16 protein-coding genes are annotated in these 20,441 nt (G+C 61.9%); 10 read left to right on the forward strand and 6 right to left on the reverse strand.

Translation table 11 applies throughout. The annotated features are described in order from the left end of the window. Positions 1–7 precede the first annotated feature (7 nt). Complete coding sequence (locus tag JIN84_RS06615; RefSeq protein WP_200350243.1) at positions 8–3,508, reverse strand: proline dehydrogenase family protein; 3,501 nt, start codon at positions 3,506–3,508, stop codon at positions 8–10. 124 nt (positions 3,509–3,632) lie between these two features. Between JIN84_RS06615 and JIN84_RS06620 the strand changes: the two genes are divergently transcribed. After that, positions 3,633–4,385, forward strand: a complete 753-nt coding sequence (locus JIN84_RS06620) for an AraC family transcriptional regulator (RefSeq protein ID WP_200350244.1) — start codon at positions 3,633–3,635, stop codon at positions 4,383–4,385. Here JIN84_RS06620 and JIN84_RS06625 read toward each other — a convergent pair. The 5 genes from JIN84_RS06625 to JIN84_RS06645 form a co-directional block, all read right to left on the reverse strand. Next, positions 4,371–5,135 carry a glycosyltransferase family 2 protein gene (locus JIN84_RS06625; protein WP_200350245.1) on the reverse strand — a complete coding sequence of 255 codons (765 nt, stop codon included), beginning with the start codon at positions 5,133–5,135 and terminating at the stop codon, positions 4,371–4,373. The two genes, JIN84_RS06620 and JIN84_RS06625, sit on opposite strands and share 15 nt — an antisense overlap. Next, positions 5,132–6,073 carry a GDP-mannose 4,6-dehydratase gene (locus tag JIN84_RS06630; RefSeq protein ID WP_200350246.1) on the reverse strand — a complete coding sequence of 314 codons (942 nt, stop codon included), beginning with the start codon at positions 6,071–6,073 and terminating at the stop codon, positions 5,132–5,134. Before JIN84_RS06630 ends, JIN84_RS06625 begins: the two co-directional genes overlap by 4 nt. Positions 6,074–6,277: 204 nt before the next feature. After that, a complete protein-coding gene (locus tag JIN84_RS06635; RefSeq protein ID WP_200350247.1) occupies positions 6,278–8,203 on the reverse strand; it encodes an amidophosphoribosyltransferase in 1,926 nt (641 codons plus the stop codon). Between the two features lie 19 nt (positions 8,204–8,222). Next, positions 8,223–9,218, reverse strand: coding sequence for a phosphoribosylformylglycinamidine cyclo-ligase (gene purM, locus JIN84_RS06640; protein ID WP_200350248.1), 996 nt, complete (start codon positions 9,216–9,218; stop codon positions 8,223–8,225). Positions 9,219–9,352: 134 nt separating this feature from the next. Then, positions 9,353–10,972: a hypothetical protein gene (locus tag JIN84_RS06645; RefSeq protein ID WP_200350249.1), complete on the reverse strand. Its 1,620-nt coding sequence runs from the start codon at positions 10,970–10,972 to the stop codon at positions 9,353–9,355. 456 nt (positions 10,973–11,428) lie between these two features. On the opposite strand from JIN84_RS06645, the gene JIN84_RS06650 reads away from it, so the two are divergent. The 9 genes from JIN84_RS06650 (at position 11,429) to JIN84_RS06690 (ending at position 20,423) form a co-directional block, all read left to right on the forward strand. Then, on the forward strand, positions 11,429–12,067 hold the full coding sequence (locus JIN84_RS06650; protein ID WP_200350250.1) for an ATP-binding cassette domain-containing protein: 639 nt from the start codon (positions 11,429–11,431) through the stop codon (positions 12,065–12,067). A 5-nt stretch (positions 12,068–12,072) separates the two neighbouring features. Continuing rightward, positions 12,073–12,840: a hypothetical protein gene (locus JIN84_RS06655; RefSeq protein ID WP_200350251.1), complete on the forward strand. Its 768-nt coding sequence runs from the start codon at positions 12,073–12,075 to the stop codon at positions 12,838–12,840. A 46-nt stretch (positions 12,841–12,886) separates the two neighbouring features. Further along, positions 12,887–13,747, forward strand: a complete 861-nt coding sequence (locus JIN84_RS06660; RefSeq protein ID WP_200350252.1) for a hypothetical protein — start codon at positions 12,887–12,889, stop codon at positions 13,745–13,747. An 11-nt stretch (positions 13,748–13,758) separates the two neighbouring features. Then, the gene (locus JIN84_RS06665) at positions 13,759–15,042 is read left to right on the forward strand and encodes a type IV pilus twitching motility protein PilT (protein ID WP_200350253.1); all 1,284 of its coding nucleotides are present in this window, start codon (positions 13,759–13,761) and stop codon (positions 15,040–15,042) included. Positions 15,043–15,155: 113 nt separating this feature from the next. Next, the gene (locus tag JIN84_RS06670) at positions 15,156–15,560 is read left to right on the forward strand and encodes a hypothetical protein (RefSeq protein ID WP_200350254.1); all 405 of its coding nucleotides are present in this window, start codon (positions 15,156–15,158) and stop codon (positions 15,558–15,560) included. Between the two features lie 143 nt (positions 15,561–15,703). Then, the gene (locus tag JIN84_RS06675; RefSeq protein ID WP_200350255.1) at positions 15,704–17,476 is read left to right on the forward strand and encodes a hypothetical protein; all 1,773 of its coding nucleotides are present in this window, start codon (positions 15,704–15,706) and stop codon (positions 17,474–17,476) included. 3 nt (positions 17,477–17,479) lie between these two features. After that, positions 17,480–18,016, forward strand: a complete 537-nt coding sequence (locus tag JIN84_RS06680) for a hypothetical protein (protein WP_200350256.1) — start codon at positions 17,480–17,482, stop codon at positions 18,014–18,016. Then, a complete protein-coding gene (locus JIN84_RS06685; RefSeq protein ID WP_200350257.1) occupies positions 18,004–18,672 on the forward strand; it encodes a hypothetical protein in 669 nt (222 codons plus the stop codon). The genes JIN84_RS06680 and JIN84_RS06685 overlap by 13 nt, the downstream gene beginning before the upstream one ends. A 23-nt stretch (positions 18,673–18,695) precedes the next feature. Beyond that, complete coding sequence (locus JIN84_RS06690) at positions 18,696–20,423, forward strand: secretin N-terminal domain-containing protein (RefSeq protein ID WP_200350258.1); 1,728 nt, start codon at positions 18,696–18,698, stop codon at positions 20,421–20,423. Positions 20,424–20,441: the final 18 nt, after the last annotated feature.

Below are 20,441 nucleotides of genomic sequence, written 5' to 3' on the forward strand. Positions count from 1 at the left end.
TGCGGCATCAGATTCCATGGCCTCTCACCACGACGGCACCATGACGGTGCAGCGTCTCGGACACCGCCTGTTCACGGAAATAGGGAAGCATTTCGATGCGACCGTTCAACACCGGAGCATTTGCCACGAGGCGTGAACCGGCGGCCACCGCGGCTTCAATCAGGGACTCGGATGCTCCCGGTGCCCGGATCACTCCATACCTTTCAATCGCCATCCTGTCACACAGCCGGGCCTCCGCTTCCCGTGTGAACGCCCTTTTCCAACCTGAAAGCGGATAGTCTTCCGGCACCGACAAATCCACCTCCGCACCGGACGCCACCGCCGCCAGCAGAACTCTTCCCAAGGAAGTCATGTCCATTTCCGCCGACGCACGCACAAGCACGCGTCCGAACGGCCGGTAGCGGAAGACATTCGCCTCGCATGACAATCCGGACGGATCGTGGTCTTTCAAAAACTCCGCCGCCAGCCAATGGGCATCGCTCTCGGCAGCCGCAGCCAGTTCCCCGGCATCCGCTCCGGCTTCGACAAAACACTCCCTCAATTCACGGATGGATTCGCTTGCGGCGAGACGCCGCGTTGGCAGCCCCTGGTTTCTCCATGTTCCGAACTGCGCGGCATAGTTCGGTCCGCCCGCTTTGGCACCCGGTCCGAAGCACGAACGCTTCCAACCGCCGAATGGCTGGCGTTGGACGATGGCCCCGGTGATCGGCCGGTTGATGTAGGCATTCCCCACCTCCACCCGCTCCTTCCATCTCTCCACTTCCGCCGGATCCAGCGAATGGATGCCGCCTGTCAGCGCGAAGTCCGAATCGTTCTGGATGCGGATGGCGTCGTTCAAATCATCCGCTCTTACCAGGCCAAGTACGGGACCAAAACACTCGGTGCGGCGGAACCAGCTTTCCGGAGTGACACCGAGCTTGATCCCCGGCGACCACAGGCAGGGGTTTCCATCCACCATGCGTGGTTCCAGCAACCATTCCTCCCCTTCGTCCAAGGTGGTGAGAGCCTTGAGCAGCTCCGCTCCCGGCTCGCGGATGACGGGAGTGACGATGCTTCCGAAATGCCCGGTTCCCCCCACCCGCAACGACTCCGCCGCATCCTTCAACTGGCGGAGGAACGCCGGATCGTCGTAGATCTCCGCTTCGAGAATGGCGAGGGAGGCGGCGGAGCACTTCTGGCCCGCATGGCCGAACGCGCTTTTCACCAGATCCTTGATCGCGAGATCCGAATCCGCGGCGGCGGTGACGATGAGCGCGTTTTTCCCGGAGGTTTCCGCGAACAAACGCAGCCCGGGCTTCCAGCCTAGGAACATCCGCGCCGTTTCATAGGCACCGGTCAGGACCACCGCGCCGATCCGGGGATCCGTCACCAGAGCGCGGCCCGTTTCATCATCCGGGCAGGGAACGAATTGCAGGACCTCGCGGGGGATTCCGGCGTCCCACAGGGCGTTCACCATGACCCATGCGGTGAGCACCGTTTCCGGTGCGGGCTTGAGGATGACGGTGTTCCCCGCGACCAATGCCGCCAGGACCCCGCCACAGGGAATGGCGAAGGGGAAATTCCACGGCGGGGTGATGAGGACCGTTCCCAATGGTTCGAACGAGGAACCATCGAACCATTCCTCCGAAAAACTACGGGCATAGTAGTCGGCGAAATCGATGGCCTCGCTGAACTCGGCGTCCGCCTCCATCACGGATTTCCCAGCATCCGCCACCATCGCGGCGATCGCCTCTCCACGGCGGCTGGCGAGCACGGCGGCCGCCTTTGCCAGCAATCCCGCACGCGCTTCAAATCCCGATTGCCGCCACGAACTCCGCGCCGCAACCGCCGTCGCCAATGCGAGTTCGATCTGCTCCCGGCTGGCCAGGGCGTGCTCGTAGATCTTCACATCCGGTTGTGAGGGATCGCTGGCCGGGACACGCGCCGCGCCCTCAACGAATCCGCCCGCGATTTGGAGCGGGACAAACGGGGCATCGACCCCGGGCCGGCCGAAGCCGGCGCTCCTCACGTGTGATTGGATCCACGAGACGTTATGGGGAAGCGACCAGTCGGTATCCGGCTCGTTGTGGAATGGCAGGTCCAACGGACGGACCGGACGGATTTCCGTATTTCGGTCCTGCACCCGGCGGGGACCCGAGGAAGTTGACCGGATGCCATCGCAGGCGGTGAGAAACCGGGACTTCTGGTTTTCCCACCCGCCATCTCCGAACTCCATGCCAAACAGATCGTGGAGAAAATTTTCCGGTGACGTGTTCTCATCAAGCCGCCGGACCAGATAGGCGATGGCGCTATGGAAATCCTCGCGTTTCACCACAGGTGCGTAAAGCAGGAGACCATCCGCCGCATCCCTCACCACGCGGGCCTGGTGGTTCGCCATGCCCTCCAACATCTCAAACTCCACCCGCGCCTCCACTCCCTCGCGCTTGCGCAGGAGCAGGCCATAGGCGATATCGAAAAGGTTGTGGCTCGCCACCCCGAGACGCACGACACGGGCGTTTTCCGGGCGGCAGCCTTCGTGGAGCATGCGCTTGAAATTCGCATCCACCTCCGCCTTCGTCCCATACGGTGCGAGCGGCCAGTCGTGGATCTCCGCATCCACCTTCTCCATCGCGAGATTCGCACCTTTCACGATGCGGATCTTGATGCCCGCGCCACCGGAATCCACCCGGCGGCGGGCCCACCCGTTCAGCTCGCGCTGCACCGGCCATGCGTCCGGCAGGTAGGCCTGGAGCACGATTCCGGCTTCGTGGTTTTTGAACTCTTCCTCATCCAGCACCTCGCGGAAAGCGTCGCAGGTCAGCCGCAGGTCGCGGTATTCCTCCATGTCGAGGTTCACGAACTTCGGCTTGGGGTTGGCCATCGCCGCACGGTAGAGCAGGCGCAGGCGGTGTTTGATTTCCGCAAGGGTCTCCTGCCAGGCGACGAGATGGATCTGGCTGAAGATCGCGGAGATTTTCACCGAGATATAGTCGATGTCCGGCTCGCCGAGCCGTGCGAGGTTCGCGGCAAGGCGTCTGCCGGCCTCTTCCTCGCCCAGCACCGCTTCCCCGAGCTGGTTGAGGTTCATCCGCATCCCGGCCTTGCGACGTGCGGCCAGATGCTTGCGGAGCTTGTCTTCTTCCGCAGGCAGGATCACGGCGGCGCTCTCGCTCCGCATCTTCCCGGCGACAAGCGGCATGACGACCTCCGGCACCACTACTGACGCGATCGCTCCCATCCGCATGGCGATGCGTGCGGCGAGCGGCAGGTAGGCGGGCTCGCCGTATTCCTCGATCAGGTCACGGAACCGCTTCGCCTCGCGCGATGCCGTCGGCGCACGGAACACCTGGTCCGCCATGGCGAAGGTGAAGGCCTTGCCCTCCATGTCGTTCATGAGGCGGGCCATCTGGCGCGCCTGGGATTTCTCGCTCCAACGCTGGCTCCGGGTGGCCTTTTCCAGCAGCTCCGCGGCAAGCGTGATGGCGGCTTCCGGCAGGTCTTGATCCGAAGGAATGGAAACAGGTGTCATACCAATCAGGTTAGCACGGGGGTCTTGACCGTTTTCATCACGAGTCACGGCAAGCTCGGTCACAATTCCACCTGCGGCCAATTGATTCTTGTCAGGACGGGGCCGGAAAGATTTGGCTGCGGGTGTGGCGATCGACACGGAATTCATCGCGCGGATCGACTCACCGCGGTTTTGCGAGCGCTTGTTCGCCGTGCTGCCCGACGTCGTCTTCTGCCTCAAGGACTCGGACTTCCGCTACCGCGCCGCGAACCAGGCATTCGCCGTCCGGCTCGGCCTGAAAGACCCGCGCCGCCTGATCGGGAAAAGGGCGGAGGACTTTTTCGTCCCCGCCTTTGCCGAAACGTATCGCGAACAGGACCTGCTGGTCCTCGCGGGTGGCGAGGTCAACGACGAGCTGGAACTCATCAGCAACAGCGACGGCTCGGCGGGCTGGTATCTGGCGACGAAGATCCCTTTGCATGATTCCGGCGGGAAGGTGATCGGCATCGCTTCCGTTTCCCGGGACCTGCGCGAGCCGCGCGAAGGAGATGCGGAAATGGCGGGTATCGCCAAGGTGGCGGATCACGTGCACCAGCATCTCGACGAAGACCTGCGCGGAGCGGAGCTGGCAAACATCGCCAACCTCACCCCCACCCAGCTCGACCGCAGGATGCGCCGCGTTTTCCACCTCAGCACGGCACAATTCGTGAGGAAAGCCCGGATCGAACATGCCGCGCACCTGTTGGGAAAAACCACCATGCCGATCGCCGAACTCGCGCTCGCATGCGGCTATGGCGACCAGACGGCGCTGACCCGGCAGTTCCGCGCCACCGTGGGCATGCCGCCCGCCGCCTACCGCGATCACATGCGGCAGTTGCGGGGCTCAACCACCGGATGACGGAACGGCTTCCATGATCGCGCTGGCCCGCACGATGTGGCTCTCGTCGCAAAAGCGGGTGCGGAGCGCGATCTTGAAGTAGATGAAATTCGCCATGAAGGGATTCACCGACTCGCCCTCCGTGCGCGCTTTCCACACGGCGGGAATCTCGCGGATGGGGACGCCGAGACGCAGTGGCTTCAGCGCGGTTTCCAGGAAAAACGGATGTTTCAGCTCCACCCAACGGATGCGCCGCACCAGCGAAGTCGGGAAAATCCGGTAGGCGTAGGTGAGATCGGTGAGGGTGGTCCCGTACAGCAGGGAGAACATCATTTGAAAAACCTTGTTCGCCAGCAGCTTCACCGGATTGTAGCCGACGAAGTGACCGCCCTTGATCCAGCGGGAGGCGGTGGTGACGGAGTCGGGATGCAGTTTCGCCTCGTGGATCATCGTCCGGACCAGGGCCGGGTCGGTCTCCAGGTCCGAGGACATCATGACCACGTGCGAGCCTTGGACGAGATCGAACGCGTCACGGAAGGCCCCTCCGACGAAGGGCAGTGTCTGGAAATTCACCGACGCCCTTTCACCCAGTTCCCCGGCGATCTCGCGGCAGATGGCCAGACTCTCCGGCTTGGTGCGTTCGCAAACCATGATAATATATTGTCCGACATCCTCCGCACACGTGGCCTCGATGATCCGGACCGTCTCACGCATGGAGTAGGTCTCGTTCAGGACGGGTAGGATGACGGTGGCCGAGGTGAAAGCGTTCATATCCTTGTAAGCCAGTCCTGGTAAACGGTGGAGAGGGTCTCCCGCATCGTGTAATCTGGACTCCAGCCGAGTTTTTTCAACTTGGAGTTGTCACCCAGCAGGAGCGGCTCGTCCGAAGGACGCATGAGCTGCGGATCCGGAAGCACCTCCACATCGAGACCGGAAGCCTGGATGAGCATCTCCAGCAGGTCGCCGATGGTGTGGGCTTTGCCGGTGCAGATGTTGATGGGATCGCCCGGGTCACCTTTTTCCGCGAGCAGCATGAGCGCCCGCGCGCCGTCCCGGACGTCCACGAAATCCCTCGCGGAGGTCAGGTTCCCGACACGCACCGTAGGTGGCAGCAGGCCTCGTGAAATGAGCGCCAGCTGGCGGGCGAAATTCTGGATGGCGGTGGCGGGAGGGTGGCCGGTACCGACGTGGATGAACAAACGGGGCAGGAAAACCTTCAACCCGAAGTTTTTCCAATACTGGTAGCCCAGGGCCTCGGTCGCGGCCTTGGACACGCCATAGGGGGTCATCGGCTTGAGCAGGCGCTCCTCCACCAGGGGGGTGTCTTCCGGTTTCACATCGCCGTAGGCGGCGCTGGAGCAGGCGAGCAAAACCTTGGACTGCGGAGCATGCAGCTTGCAAGCCCGGAGCACGTTGAGGGTCCCCGTGTAGTTGGTGAGATGGGTCATGTCCTCCATGTCCCACGAGATGCCGTTGTAGGCCTGCGCCGCCATGTGGACGACGAGGTCCGGCTTGATCCTTGCGATCAGTCTTTCCAATGCGTCACGATCGAGGATGTCGCATCGAAGCACGTTTTCCTCCTCCACCACCGCCATCCGGCTGGTGGCGCTTGACCGGGCGATGCCATAAACCTCGTGCCCCTGCGAGCGGGCAAGCCGCGCGACCTCGCCGCCGATCATGCCCGTGATGCCTGTGATGAAAATTTTCATACCATGAAGACCGCGCAGCCGAAGGAAACCTCCCCGCTGGAACACGGATGCCAACTGTCCGAAATTCTTTATTTCGGATTTCTAACAATCAAGGTATTTTGAATATCCACCAAAAGCCGGAAACCGGCCGACGCCTCCCTTGGGGATAGCAGACATATGGCATGGCCAAGGGGCAGGGACGTATGGAACGTCCCTCCCGTCGTCTCACAGTGGTAGCGCGTAACTGCGGCCGTTCACGCCTTCATACCAATGAAGGTAGGCCTGGTTCACCATGGAGTAGCCTCCGGAGGTGGGATAGTTTCCGGTGAAATACCAATCGCCGCACGGCCCCTTGATGGAAGCGTGGAGGTTGTCGATGGTTTGGAAAATCACCTCCACCTCGCCGCCCCATTCGATGCCTTCCGGGTAAACCATGCGGCTTACCTCCGCGGAGATTTCGTCGTCGGTGAAATCCGCGTAGACCGCCTGCACGCGGTTCCGGCGCTCGTGGGCGGGAAGCTTGAGCTCCTGCTGGCAGTCGTCATAAATCTTGTCCAACAGCGACTGCCGGCCCGCGCGGCGCTGGAGGGCCACCGCCGCGTTGAAGGCGATGAACTTGCCAAGCTCCGACATGTCGATTCCGTAACAATCCGGGTAGCGGATCTGCGGGGCGGTCGAACAAACGACGATCTTCGACGGCTTGGTGCGGGCGAGGATTTTCAGGATGGACTGCTTGAGCGTGGTCCCGCGGACGATCGAATCGTCGAGAACCACGAGGAAATCGCCCGCTTTCACGACGCCATAGGTGATGTCGTAAACGTGGGAAACGAGCTGGTCGCGGCCTTTTTCCTGCGAGATGAAGGTGCGCATCTTGATGTCCTTGTGCGCGACCTTCTCACCTTTCGGCCAGTTGCGGAGGATGAGGTCGTCCACGAGGTCCTCCGTGAGAGTGCCGTCCTTGGACGCCTGCAGGATGGAGGAACGGACTTCCTGGCGGCGGAACAGGCGCAGGCCGTCCATGAGGCCGTAATACGCGGTTTCCGCGGTGTTCGGAATGAAGGAGAAGATGGACTTGTCGAACGCGCCGCCGATGGATTTCACGATCTGCGGGACAAGCGCGGCCCCCATGGCCTTGCGCTCGCGGTAGATCTGCGGATCGTTGCCCCGCGAGAAGTAGATTTTCTCGAAAGAACAGGGAGTGTATTTCTGCGGCGGGGCGAATGCCGAGTCGGACATGCTGCCGTCCGACTTGATGGTGATCATCGAACCCGGATCGACGGCCCTGACCTCGCTGGCGTCGGCTTCGAACACGGTCATCAGCGGGACCCTCTCCGAGGAGAAGGCGATGACCTCGTCCGTGACGAGCATGTGGCACGGGCGGATGCCGCGGGGGTCGCGCATGACGAACATGTCGCCGTTTCCGATGACACCGCAGATGGCGTAGCCACCATCCCAGGCGGCGGCGGATTCCGCGACGAGCTTCGGGACATCGAGAGCCGCGGAGATGCGGGCCGGCATTTCGGCGCCGGGCACGCCTTCGTCACGGAGGCGGCGGTAGAGATCGGTGTGGTGCTCGTCGAGATGGTAGCCGATTTCTTCGAGGACCGTCTGGGTGTCGGTGCCGAACACCGGGTGCTGGCCGCGGTCGATGAGCACCTCGTTGAGCTCGCCGGCGTTGGTCATGTTGAAATTCCCCATCACCATCAGGGTGCGGGTCGGCCAGTTGCTGCGGCGGAGATAGGGATGGCAACACCCGACATCGAATTCGCCGGAGGTGCCGTAGCGCAGGTGGCCGATGAGGATCTCACCACCGAAGTCGAAGTGTTTTTTGACACTTTCCGGATCCTTGTGGTTCATCTGCCCCTTGCGGGACATTTTGTAGAAATTCTTGGTTTCCTTGCGGAAAATCTCGGAAAGAGCGTCCTGCTCCACGCCCCGGCGGCGGTGGACGTAGGGTTGCCCGATGGGCATGTCCAGCTTCACACAACCGATGCCGGTTCCGTCCTGGCCCCGGTTGCGCTGTTTTTCCATGAGGAGGAACAACTTGTTCAGTCCCCAGAGGTTGGTGCCGTAGCGGTCGTAATAATAAGCCAGCGGTTTGCGGAGCCGTACAGCGGCGATGCCACATTCGTGGGTGAGGAAGTCGCTCATGCGTGGGTGGATGATAGCTTCACTCGCCGATAACGCAAACGCGGACCCCTTCTTCGGGTACCATTCGTCCGATGACGGTTCCGCCGTCGCCCGCTTTCAGGGCGGTTTCGACATCGGCCTCGGCGACGATCGCGACCCAACCGATGCCCATGTTGAAGGTGTGGAAGCGGTCTTCCGCGTCGACGTGCGAGAGAAGTTTTTCGATGCCGGGGAGATTCCATTTCGGAATCTCGAGGTCCGCGCCCATGCCGCGGAAGAGGCGCTCGAGGTTTTCCGGGAGGCCGCCGCCGGTGATGTGGGACATCGCCTTCGGCTTGACTCCGGATTTTTTCAAATCGCGGGTGACGTCATGATAGAGACGGGTCGGCTGGAGCCATGCCTGGAGTTCCTCGTCGGTGACCTCGCCGGGGAATTCGTTGAGCACGCGGCGGACGAGCGACCAGCCGTTGGCGTGGATGCTGTCGGAAGCGTAGCCGATGAGGACATCGCCGACGGCCACCGTGGTGGGATCGATGAGATCGGGCTTTTCCGCGCAGCCGATGCAGAAACCGGAAAGTTCGATGACGTCGGTAGGGACGATGCCCGGCATTTCAGCCGTCTCACCACCTGCCAGAATGCAGTCACAGGATTCGAGGTAGTCGGCCATGCCGGAAATGAGGCGGGTGATTTTTTCCTCATGCAGCGCGGCGATGCCGATGTAGTCGAGGAAAAGCAGCGCGTCGCCACCGGTGGTGAGGATGTCGTTGACGCTCATCGCCACCAGGTCCTTGCCGGCGGTTTCGAGAAGATCGTGCTCGAGGAGCAGTTCCAGTTTCGTGCCGACACCGTCGCAACCGGTCATCATGACCGGTTCCTTGTAGGAACTCAGGTCATAACACGCGGCGAAAAGCCCGAAAGCTCCCCACAACTTGCGCGTTTGCTGGGTTCTGCGCACGTGAGTGCCGATGTCACCGACGAGTGCCGCCGCCTTGCGCGTGTCCACTCCTGCTTGTTGATAGGTAAGTTTGCCCGCCATATTCCGCTGCGCGAGTTCTAGCGGGCGTCTCCGGCGCGTCACGCAGAAAAACTCCGAATTTGCGATCAGCTGATAACCAACCCGCTGGATCACCTCGAACTTCCGGCAAACGCCGGTCCCACGCGCACCGGATCTCACCCGCCCGCCCGAGGCGTCTTCTTTTCCCGATCCGAACGGGCCTCAAGCACGACGCCGGGTGGCAGGGTCTTGCGGAAATCGACAAGCTGCCGGTCGATCTCGTCCACGGCCGACGGGGAGGTCGCGAAAAACGCCACCACCGGACTGGCGGGAGTCACCCGCTCCCTGGAAAGATGAAGCTGGCCCACCTTGATCCAGCCGATCTGACGACCGGGCACCCAGCTTTCATAGACAATGGCCAGCTCCGCATCGTGTTTCTCCGCCACCCGGGTCATCCACGAAGGATCCTTTTTCGCCATGCGGAAGTTCAACGCGTCATGGGACGCCAGGCCCCAGAGATCCAGCACATAGGCGTCGTTCCGATAGGTCACCCAACCCAGGTCATTGACAGCGACGGGCTTTTTCCACCAGCCGGTGACGAAACGGTGCATCTGGAACTGCTGCTCGTAGATATTGTTCGCGGCCAAAGGAACCGTGAACATTCCGGCCACGTAAGGATAGGAAATCACAAGTCCGAGAACCGCCGTAACCAGGATCTCGCCCCCTGTCCAACGTCTCACCAGACCGCTGGCGAAACCACCGGCGAGGACGAAGATCGCATATAGCAAGGACGCGAAAACATAGCATTCGTAGCGATTGTACCAGCCGTAGGCACCAAAGCACACATGCAGCACCCCTGCTCCCGCGAGACACAACGCGGCGTGTTTCGTTTTTTCCGAACCTCTCCGGACGGACAACCAGCCCAGTGCCGTGACCATCAACAACAAAAGGACCCCGCGGTTCCCCGTGAACGTCTGCCCGATGGCATCCGCAATTCCTCCCAAACGGCTGCCTCCCGTGGTGAGGTGGGATTTCGCAATGATCGAACTGGGCATCAGCGGCAGTCCCAGCAGGGCGAGAAATCCCGAAAACGCCGCCAATCCCGCGACCGCCGCGCATCCGACCCCGAACGCCAACGCCTTCCGGTCCTTCAGAAACAGCAATCCGCACGCGGCCGCAGTGAGCGCGAGATTCTCATACCGCACCAGCGGCCCGGCGACCGCGGCGAGGACCAGCCATTTCCCCACCTTGCCTGTTGCTGAAAACCGGAGCATCCCATCCACCAGGAGCACGGCCGCCAGCACCTGGAGGTTGTGCTCCATGCCGGTGAAAACCAACCCCACGACGTTGCAGCCCAGCAGGATCACCGAGGCCATCGCCGCACGGGCGGATTGCGAACCGTCGTCGGGAAAGGCCCTGCGGAGGCCGCGCAGAACGACCAGACAAGTCAGGAATCCGAAAACAAGATTGAGGACCAGCGGGAAAAGGTCCCCCACCGGCGTGCGGGCCAAGGGCGCGATGAGGAAAGGCCAGATGGGGCTGGAACAGGGAGCGCAGAATTCCGAACCGTTCACCCCGTAGTGCCCCCGCATCATCTCCTCAGCCACCGCCAGATGGATGTAAGGATCGTCCATCGTGTAGATGAACTTGAAATCATTCAGGACCAGGATCGCCAGCAGCTCGAAGAGACATAGGATGAAGAATCCTCCATACACCCATACCGCATCCAGCGGGATGTGCCCCTGCGATGGGTGGGACTCGTGTGGCTCTATCGTGGGCGTGTCCGGATGACTCATCGGTTCCGTTGCATTTGTTATCTCACCACTCTCCAAAATCGGGTTTTCCGGAAAGTCTCCAAATGTTCATTTTTAGATCGATGGATGCAAACCTAACAACCACCCATCGGAACTTGCTGAGAATGCGTTACTCGGAACAAAAAATTAATAAAAAACCGATAATTTTTCGGAGCAGCCGACCTGCAAATTTTACAAAATCATCAGTCTTTCCCCTATCTCCCATTGTGGTTTTTCCCTGAAATCGTGGAGAACACGCACTGATTCAGCGACTAAACCCAAACAGAAATCGGAAATCCATGTAACTGTGCCAGTTCCGAAAATGTTCAAAAAAAGGTTGCAAACTGATCTACATTGTAATAATACTTGGACAGATTAGCGAAATCGACAGTTAACCCGTCCTGATAGTCCAGAGACCTACTTTTCCAACCGGTCAAAAGCCCAACAATGATCCCACGAGTGCCATCCATCCATCTCGACTCCGGTCTTGAGATAGGATATGGAACACCTCTTGCCACCTTCGGCGAGGCGGTGGAACTCACCGCCGGGACACACTTCCTGCTCGCCCGCAATGGACGTGGAAAAACCACGTTGTTGAGGACTTTGGCGGGGACACAGAAGCCTGTCTCCGGGAGTTTCAAGGTCGATGGTTTCCTGCAATATCTTCCCGAAGACCTGAGGTTCGACGCGAGCATCACGCCCTCGATGATTTTCCGGACGCTCCTGCCGAAAGACAGGCTCGCCGATGCCCTCGCACTCGCCAGCCGCATCGAACTGGACGTCAAAAAACCATATGGCCGCCTTTCGACAGGGAACCGTCGCAAAACCAGCCTGATCGTCGCCGAGTTTTCCGTGAAACCCGGTTGTGGCAACGTCCTCCTTCTGGACGAACCGTTCAGCGGTCTCGACGCCTTCGCCCGTCAGGAGTTTGAGGAAATCTGGAAAAACTCCGCCTCAAACGTCCTGCGCCTCGTAAGCTGTCACCCGGACTACGACTCGATGGAAATGCCGAGCGCGTTGCTGATCGAAAGCCACAAGGGCAGATACCTCAACGACAACGGCCAGACATGGCGGGGTCTCAAGAATCTCATGAACTGACGACCATGAGACTGTACCGCCTCACCCTTGCGACGATTCTCCAGCGGAAAGCCTGGGCGGTCTGTGCGTTTGCGGTGCTGGTCATGCCCTTCGCGCTGCCATTGATTTCCAGCGCCACGGAAAAACCGCTTCTTGTCCAGCCGGCCCGGATTCTCGCCGCATGGGGCACCCTCTGGATCTGTACGCTGTTCTGGGGGCTTTTCACCTCCGCCCAGCAGGGAGAGACGAATGCGAAAACCGGGATAGGCGAGTATTTCCAAACCACCGGTCTTTCTCCGACACGCCAGTTGTTCCAGATCTGGCTCGCCGTCTTCACCTTTGTCGCCCCGCTCACGATCATCACCGCGGGCATCTGCCAGTTCTCCGCCGCTCCCGCGGATCCGGTGGAACAGGGGATGTGGTGGACGCTCAATCTCCAATACACCGCCCTTTTCCTTCTTGTGACGGGCCCGCTGCTGGCTCTCTCCACGGCGCTTGCCTCGCGCTTCGGCGGCATCACCGGATTCGCGGTCACGCTGGGCATCGCCCTGTACGGCCTGTATGGCGTCGGCTATCTCGACAACATGCTGAAGCTTGAGGCAAATCCGGTCCTCCATGGCATCTGGATGTTTTCGCCGCACTACCGCTTCGCCGATCTCACCCAACGTCTTTATTTCAAAACCGGCGCACTCCCCGTCGCCACCTTCTGGAGCATGACCTGCTATTTCGCGGGCGTGCTCTTCGTCAACGCAGGCATTTCCCGGCTCTGCTTCCGCACCAAAGTCCCCGCTTAACCCCCCATCCCCCTACCCCCACCACCACAGCGAATCCGTCCCGTTCATGTCACGCATCGTCACTCACGCGATATCCGCCAGCCTCATCGGCATCGGCGTGGTGGCATGGACATTTACCGGGCGCGCGCTGGTGGAGGATCCGGAGGTGGATGCGCCGCTGAACCCGCTCGGCATCAACGGCAGCCCCTATGGCGAGGTCTTCGCCATGGCGATGCAGGAGCCCATCGACACCTATTTCCATGGAGCGATGGATGGGGGCGGCCGCCGGCATTCCACGGAAGCCGCCGACAAAACCGTGCGGGAACCGGCCGCGACCTTGGAAAGCGGCTGGGAGAATCTGCTCACCTCCCTGGAGGACGCTTCGGAAGTCCGCACGAACCCGAAAGCCGCGAGCGACGCACACAAGCGCTACCTGCGCCGCCAGGTGGAGGACAAGCTCCGTTTCGCCTACCAGTTGGATCCGGCGCACTACGCGAACTACAATTCGCTGCATTTTTTCCTGACGGAACCCCAGCTTGGAACCCGCCCCGAACTCACGCCGTCCGCCGCGAAACTGGCGGAGGAGACGATCCGCTACTGCCTCATGCAGGAGCACGATCCGCGCCCCGCGCTCACCGCGGCGGCCGCCGCCAGCAACATCCTGGAGCTGATGTTCAACGACCACCGGAATCCGGCCCCCAAGTTCGGCACCCGGCAGATGCGCCAATACCTCCAGGTGCTGGACCACTGCATCGCCCGCCACGTTTCCCTCTCGGAAGAATGGGACCGCACGAAAAATTGGGAACTGCTGTCTCCCCAGCGGGTGGCCGAGTGTGAGGAACGTTTTCAATTCATCCTCAAGTTCCGCGAAACCGCCGGGCAGATCATCCTCCGTTTCGAAGGTGAGCCGGACGCACCCCATCTCTGATCCACAACACGATGTCCGCATTCTCCACCACCGCCGCACCACCACCTCTTCCGGGACAGGGCTCCACGGGCGCTCCCACGCGCTTCCTGACCGGCATGGGTGGAACGGATCTGCTGGGCATCATCTTCCGGGTCTGCCGCGAGCTGCGCGTCTCGGACATCCAGATGCGCGCCGGACGTCCCGTTTACATCCATACCAACAAGGGCATGGAGAAACTCGATTTTCTCGGAATCCTCACCGCCCGTCACATGGATGAGATCCTCAAGGAACTCATCCGCAACCGCGAGAGCGGCAGCCACGGCTTCGGACAGGAGGACGCCTCGATGGACATGCGGGTGGATGACAAGATCCGGCTCGCCATCGAGGAATTCTCCCAAACCCGCGTCGCGGACTTCTCCTGCGACGGCATTCCGATGGGCGGCAGCGGAGAGCGTTCCGGACGGCTCCGCATCCAGGCCCACCTCAGTTCCTCCGGACTGGGAGTCACCTGCCGGATCCTCAACGATCACATTCCCGAACTCGAGTCGCTGGGCATCGATCCCGACACCACCGCCACCCTCCGTTACGGCGTGCTGAAGCGCGCGGGCCTCTGCCTCGTCACGGGGCCCACGGGTTCCGGGAAATCCACCACCCTCGCCTCGCTCATCGACTGGGCGCGCCGCCACCACCCCAAGCACATCGTCACCGTCGAGGATCCGATCGAATACCAATACCCGGACGATATGGACGATCCGGAATACCCGGGCCACCGCATCCCCTCGCCCAGCATCGTCACCCAGCAGGAGGTCGGCCGCGACGTCCACTCCTACCGCCAGGGACTCAAGGACGTGCTGCGGAAGGCTCCGCACATCATCCTGCTGGGAGAGATCCGCGACCGCGAGGCCATGGAGACGTGCATGGAGGCGGCCCAGACGGGGCACCTCGTCCTCTCCACGCTGCACACCACGGGCGCGGTCAAGACCATCGGCCGGATCCTCGAACTCTATCCGAAGGAAAACCACGCTTCCGTCCTCAGCCGCCTCGCGGAAATCCTCATCTTCATCCACTCGCAGGGCCTGCTCAACGGCGTGCAACGCCGCGTGCTGACCTACGAATTCCTCCAGAACAACGATGACTCGGTCTCAAGCGCCATCGCCAACTACGACGGCGGGGCCCGCTCGCTCGAAGACGTCATCCGCCGCGCCGGAAACATCGAGTGGGACAACAACCTCAAGCGCCTCCTCAGGCAGGGGGCCATCACCCAGGAGACCTTCCAGAATGCCAAGATGAACAAGAACGACGACGGGTTTTCCTGATCGTCACGACACTTTCCGGGATACGCGGAGCGAATCGTCAGAACTCAGAATCCTTTCGAAACGCGATGCCTTCCCGATCCGACAAAACAAGACACACCAAAAATAAACACACTATGAAACTGACCAATACCATCGGTACGAAACGCAAGGCAGGGATGACCCTGCTCGAGCTGACTGTCGTCATCCTCGTCTTGCTTTCACTCATCTCGATCCTTTTCATCGGCGCCCGCGCCTGGAAAAAAGGATCGGACCGTGCGGCGAACATCCTGAACATCCGCAACGTGCAACAAGCCGTGCGCGCTCACGTGAACGTTCGCGGCCTTGCGGAAGCGGCATCGCTCGCATCCACGGAAATCGTCGGAACAGGCAAGTACCTCAACCCCCCGACACCGCCCAACTCCGACATCACCTACACCTACGGAACCAACGTACCCGGCATCGGCACGCTGTATCTCATCGGGTCGTACGCCAACGACACTTCGGCGGACTACGCTCCGACGAACTATGGCGACTGGTGATTCGAGCATGATCCCCCTTTGATCTCCCATGCGGAGCATCGCATCCCTGCGGTCCGCCCGCCCCTTAACGGGCGGACCGTTTCTGACGTCCCCTTGTCAACATTTCCCCCGGCGCATCATGTACTTCCAGCTATCCAAGTCCCTTGCCCACCTTCCAACATCCCGCCTCCCTGAATGCTTTCCAGCAATACAGGCAGGCCTGCGCCATCCAGCGGACCACCTCGCGTGCCGGCAATCCCGCATGGTATCAGGAAGCTCTTTCCCTGAACCTGCAGCTCCACATCCGCGCGGACGGCTTCTCGATCTCCACCTGGTACTACGACCGCCGGAAGCTCCAATGGAGCGCGGGTCCGGCCCTGTCACATGAGATCCTTCATGATATAGCAAAACTCGAATCGTTCATCGCGGAGGCGCTCCGCCACGCGCGGGCCGGCGGTGCGAACGGCCTTGGAGTCATTCTCCACATCGCCGACGAATTCTCGACCACCGAGCTGAAGCCGGAACTCGACAATCCGGCGTCACTGCCGGAACTGCGCGCCACCGCCGTCACCGATCCCGGAGCGATTCTCGAGGACTCTTCCATCCAGGCCGACCAGGCTTCCTGGCGCGTCCTTCCCTACCCTGCCGCCGGTGGCCAGGCCATCGCCACGACCATCGCCGTTTCCAGGCAATACGCACCGTTCATCGAGCTTCTGCGGGAGGTCGGGGAAAAGACGAATTTCCCGGTCGTCACCCACGCGTTGAGCGCCCCCTTGGTCGTCATCATGGGCCTGGGCGACGTGCTGGCCATCACTCCCGGGAAACCCTTCGTCGCCATCCTCCAGTATCCGTGGTTCACCGCGCTGGCGTTCTTCAACGAACATGCCGACCTCCGGCTGGTCCGCACCCTGCAGCACCGCGGACTCCGCCGTCCGACCAACTTCCGCAACGCCCTCGCCACGACCAACGCGTCCCTGGAGTTCATCGACCCGGATCTCTTCATCCTGCCCCTGGGCGCCAATGTGGACACCACCCTGGCCGCCGATCTGGAGGCCTCGTTCACGGGCTGCCGGGTGGAGGAGATCCTGCGGGACGGACCCGAGGCGGTTCCCGCATGGAGCCCGGAACCGCTCATCGCCGCGAAGGCGGGCCACGCCGAAGCCCCGGCCATTGCCTCCCACACCTTCCAGATCCTGCGGGATGACAAATGGGCGTTGCAGAACTTCCTTCCCACGCCGGACAGCGTTCTGGAGATCTACCCGAACCGCTCGGAAATGCGCCTGCTGAGGATGCTCCGGTTCGCCCGGGCCGCCATCATCATCGTATCGATACTATGCGCGGCGTACTTCGCGTTCGGCGCGCTCGATCTGGTGCGCCGTCCCGAATGGGCCTTCGAGCCGTCCCAGGCGGATGCGGCGCAGGGCAGGCTGGCCCGGCTTTCCGAGGAGCGGAAAAAGGCCGAACACTGGAACAATCTGCTCGAAGACCGGTCGAAGGCGTGGACCAGCATGGAATCCCTCTCCCGCATGTTTCCCGAAAAGGGCGGCATGCTGGTAAAAACCTATTCCCACATCACCAAGGCCGACGGTTCACCGGGACTGGCCAAGGTCGGCTTCACGAAAGAATGGAGGCTCACCGGTTTCGCGCGGGACGAGGCGCTCGACTATCTGAACACCATCAACACCCGCGAGGGGATCTCCGCACATTTCAGCGAGATCGCCCGCATCACCGGAAGCTCCGCCTACCTGCCGAACACCGGAAACCGGACCCTCGTCGTCAATGTCCGCAACCAGGAAAACGGCGCGTTCAAGCCCGTCCCGCCCGAGGAGGCGGACGACTCGGACACCACCACCTACCCCTTCAGCTTCGACCTCACCATCACCCAGCGCTTCGAGGCCACCGACCCGATGGCGATCAACGTCGCCAAGGCACCCTGAACCATGAACCTCTACCGCCAATCCATCGCCTTCTTCGGCATCGCGCTGCCACTCGTGGCCGCCTTCGCCGTGGTGGGCCTTTGCTATCATCTGAAGACCCGGGTGGTCAGGTCCTACGAGAACAAGATGACCAACTACAAGACCTACGAGATGGGCCGCCTCGCCGGACTCGAGATCGAAGGCCAGGTGACAAGGCAGCGGTCCCACATCGACCGCTGGACCAAGCAGCTTGCCGAGGAAACGGCCAGCACCCTCACCACGCAACTGCGGGAAATCACCGAGACGCTGCCCAACAAGGAAATCCAGCAGACCGCCTTCGAACCGACGAAGGCCAAGGCCGGGTTCGGCGCGGTTTCCGCCCAGAACTCATCCCAGATCCGCATCGCCTTCCGGGGGACCTTCCGCACCATGCAGAAGGCGTTTCTGGAACTGGAAACCCGCATGCCCCAGCTCCAGCTCCAGGAGCTGCGCATCGAACCGAACGCGACGCAGTCGTCTCTTCTCAACTTCCAAGTCAGCTACACGGCATGGGAAAACTGACACATCACGCAGGACAGAGGAACGGGATCGCGGTGTTCTCCGCGCTCGCGATCCTGTGTGCCTCGACCTCGCCGGCGTCCGCCCAACCCACGCCAGGTTCCGCTCCTGTTCCGGAGGAACCGTCTTCCGGGAAGACGGTTCCGCCCATCACCACGCCGTCCCGGCTTGTCAGCCCTGAGGAACGTGAGGCCTACATCGACACACTCGCGTCGGCCTTTCTCATCCGCAACCGGACCAAGGATCCCTTCGGCCAGACGCAGGACCCGGACGCCAAGCCGGTCATCCGGCCCTCCGTCGTCCGCAAGTCCACCCAGGCCGCTCCGGTCGTCCTGCCGCTGGCGGAGGTGGTGAAACTGCTCGTCGTCACCACGATCATCCCGGGCGAGAAGCGGTTCCTCGTCGGCACCCGCTCGTTCAAGCAGGGCGATGTCATGCCCGTTTCCTTCCGCAACCGCCAGTTGCGGATCCAGATCACGGAGGTCACGTCCCGCCAGATCTCCTTCCGCAATGTGGACAGCGGGGAAACCGCCGTCCGCCCGCTCAACGTCCTCCCCGCCGGCATGACCCCCGGCCACCAGGGCATCCGGACTCCGGGCATGACACCGGACGCTCCCGGCTCGCCCATCGAGATCGAAGCGGAACCCACCCAACCCTGAAATTTTCCAAACCTGTTTTTCCCATGAAAGCCGCACCCATTCCCACCCTTTCCGCAATGATCCTTGCGGCGGGTCTGCTCACCGCCCAGCCCGCGCCCGAGCCGATGATCGAACCCGTCGCCCCTCCCGTGGAGCTTCCCAATCCTCCGGCTGCCGACGAGACGCAGCAGGAAACCCTGCCTCCCATAGGACTTCCCCCCGTGGTGGCCAAGGAAGCGCCGCCCGCGGCACCCTCCCTACAGGCGGGGGACCCGAAGCAGGAGATGCTCCAGTCCGACGAGGGAATCATCATCAAGGACGCCGGTCTGAACGACACCTTCCAGTTCCTGGCGAAATCCGCGGACCGCCAGTATTTCCACAACAGCAAGATTTCCGGCCCCGAATTCCTCGTCACGGGCCACCTGAACAACGGCAACCCGCTCCAGCAGATGGAGGAGCTGGCATTCATGTACGGCCTGTCCCTTCATACCAAGGGGGACACCATCTACGCCCTGACACAGGCGCAGCTCGCCCAGCTCCCTAGCACCGAGTTCCACTACCAGCTCCGCTACCTCCGCCCCACCGACATGGAGCAGATCAAGGAACTGATCAAACCGATGCTCACCCCGGGAACCGGCATCGTGAACTTCGAGCCGAAGACGAACACCATCATCATCATCGACTCCGCCCACCGCATCGAGCAGGCCCGGAACCTCCTCCACGGCATCGACAAGGCGAAGGGCCAGATCATCGTGGAAACGAAAATCCTGCGGGTGAACAGCACCGCCGCCGAGCGAACCGGCGTGAACTGGGCCACCTCGCTGGGACGGGACGGCACCCCGTTCAGCCTCACCCAGGACCTCAACTCGATCTTCGGCCTGGACACGCCGATCATCAAAGGAGGTCCCAGCGAGAACTCGAACCTCGTGCTTTCCCCATTGCAACTCACCGGCGTGCTCCGCGCGCTGGCGGAGGGCGGACTCGCCCGCCAGGTGTCGAATCCCACGCTCATTACCGAAGACAACGAGCAGGCCGCCATCTCGATCATCGACCGGATCCCCATCATCACCACCACCACCACCGCAAACACCTCCGGCGGAAACCCCACCGTGACCGAGGAGGTCCGCTACAAGATCGACGGCGCGGATCCGTCCATCGACACGCTGCCGGAAAAACACCGGGAGATCGGCATCTCCATCGTGGTCACCCCCACCCTCCTTCCGGACGGCACCGTGCGCATGAAACTGCGTCCGCGGTCCGCCCAGATCGTCGAGCAGATCCTCAGCGTGTCGGGAAACAAGTATCCCCGGGTGACCGAGTCCATGGTCGAGTCGCTGGCCCGGGTGCCGGACGGCCACTCGCTCGTCGTCGGCGGCTTCTATGGCGAGGCCCAGACGAACGGGAAAACCAAGGTCCCGCTGCTGGGAGATGTGCCGGTGCTCAACTTCTTCTTCAAGAGCAAGGACGCCTCCAAGGAGAAGACCAGCCTGGTCTTCATCGTCACGCCCAAGTCATACAACCCCGCCAGCGGCGTCTCGACACGCAACGCCAGCAACCGGCTCCGTTCCGCCACCATCCTCGAATGCGACCATGACTGGGTGGACGAGGACAATCCCGGCCCCGCCCACGAGCCGAACATGAAGCGCACCATCCGTGGCCTGCAACCCGCCGAAGCCCCCTATTATCCCCGCGCGGAGGAACTCGCCCGCCCCACGCCGCCGCCTCCGGCCGCTCCCTCCAAGCCCCGCTTCAGCCGGGCCGCCAAGCATTGAAACGATCCATGCAGTCCG

The organism is Luteolibacter yonseiensis, assembly GCF_016595465.1.
Classification (GTDB): Bacteria; Verrucomicrobiota; Verrucomicrobiia; order Verrucomicrobiales; family Akkermansiaceae; genus Luteolibacter; species Luteolibacter yonseiensis.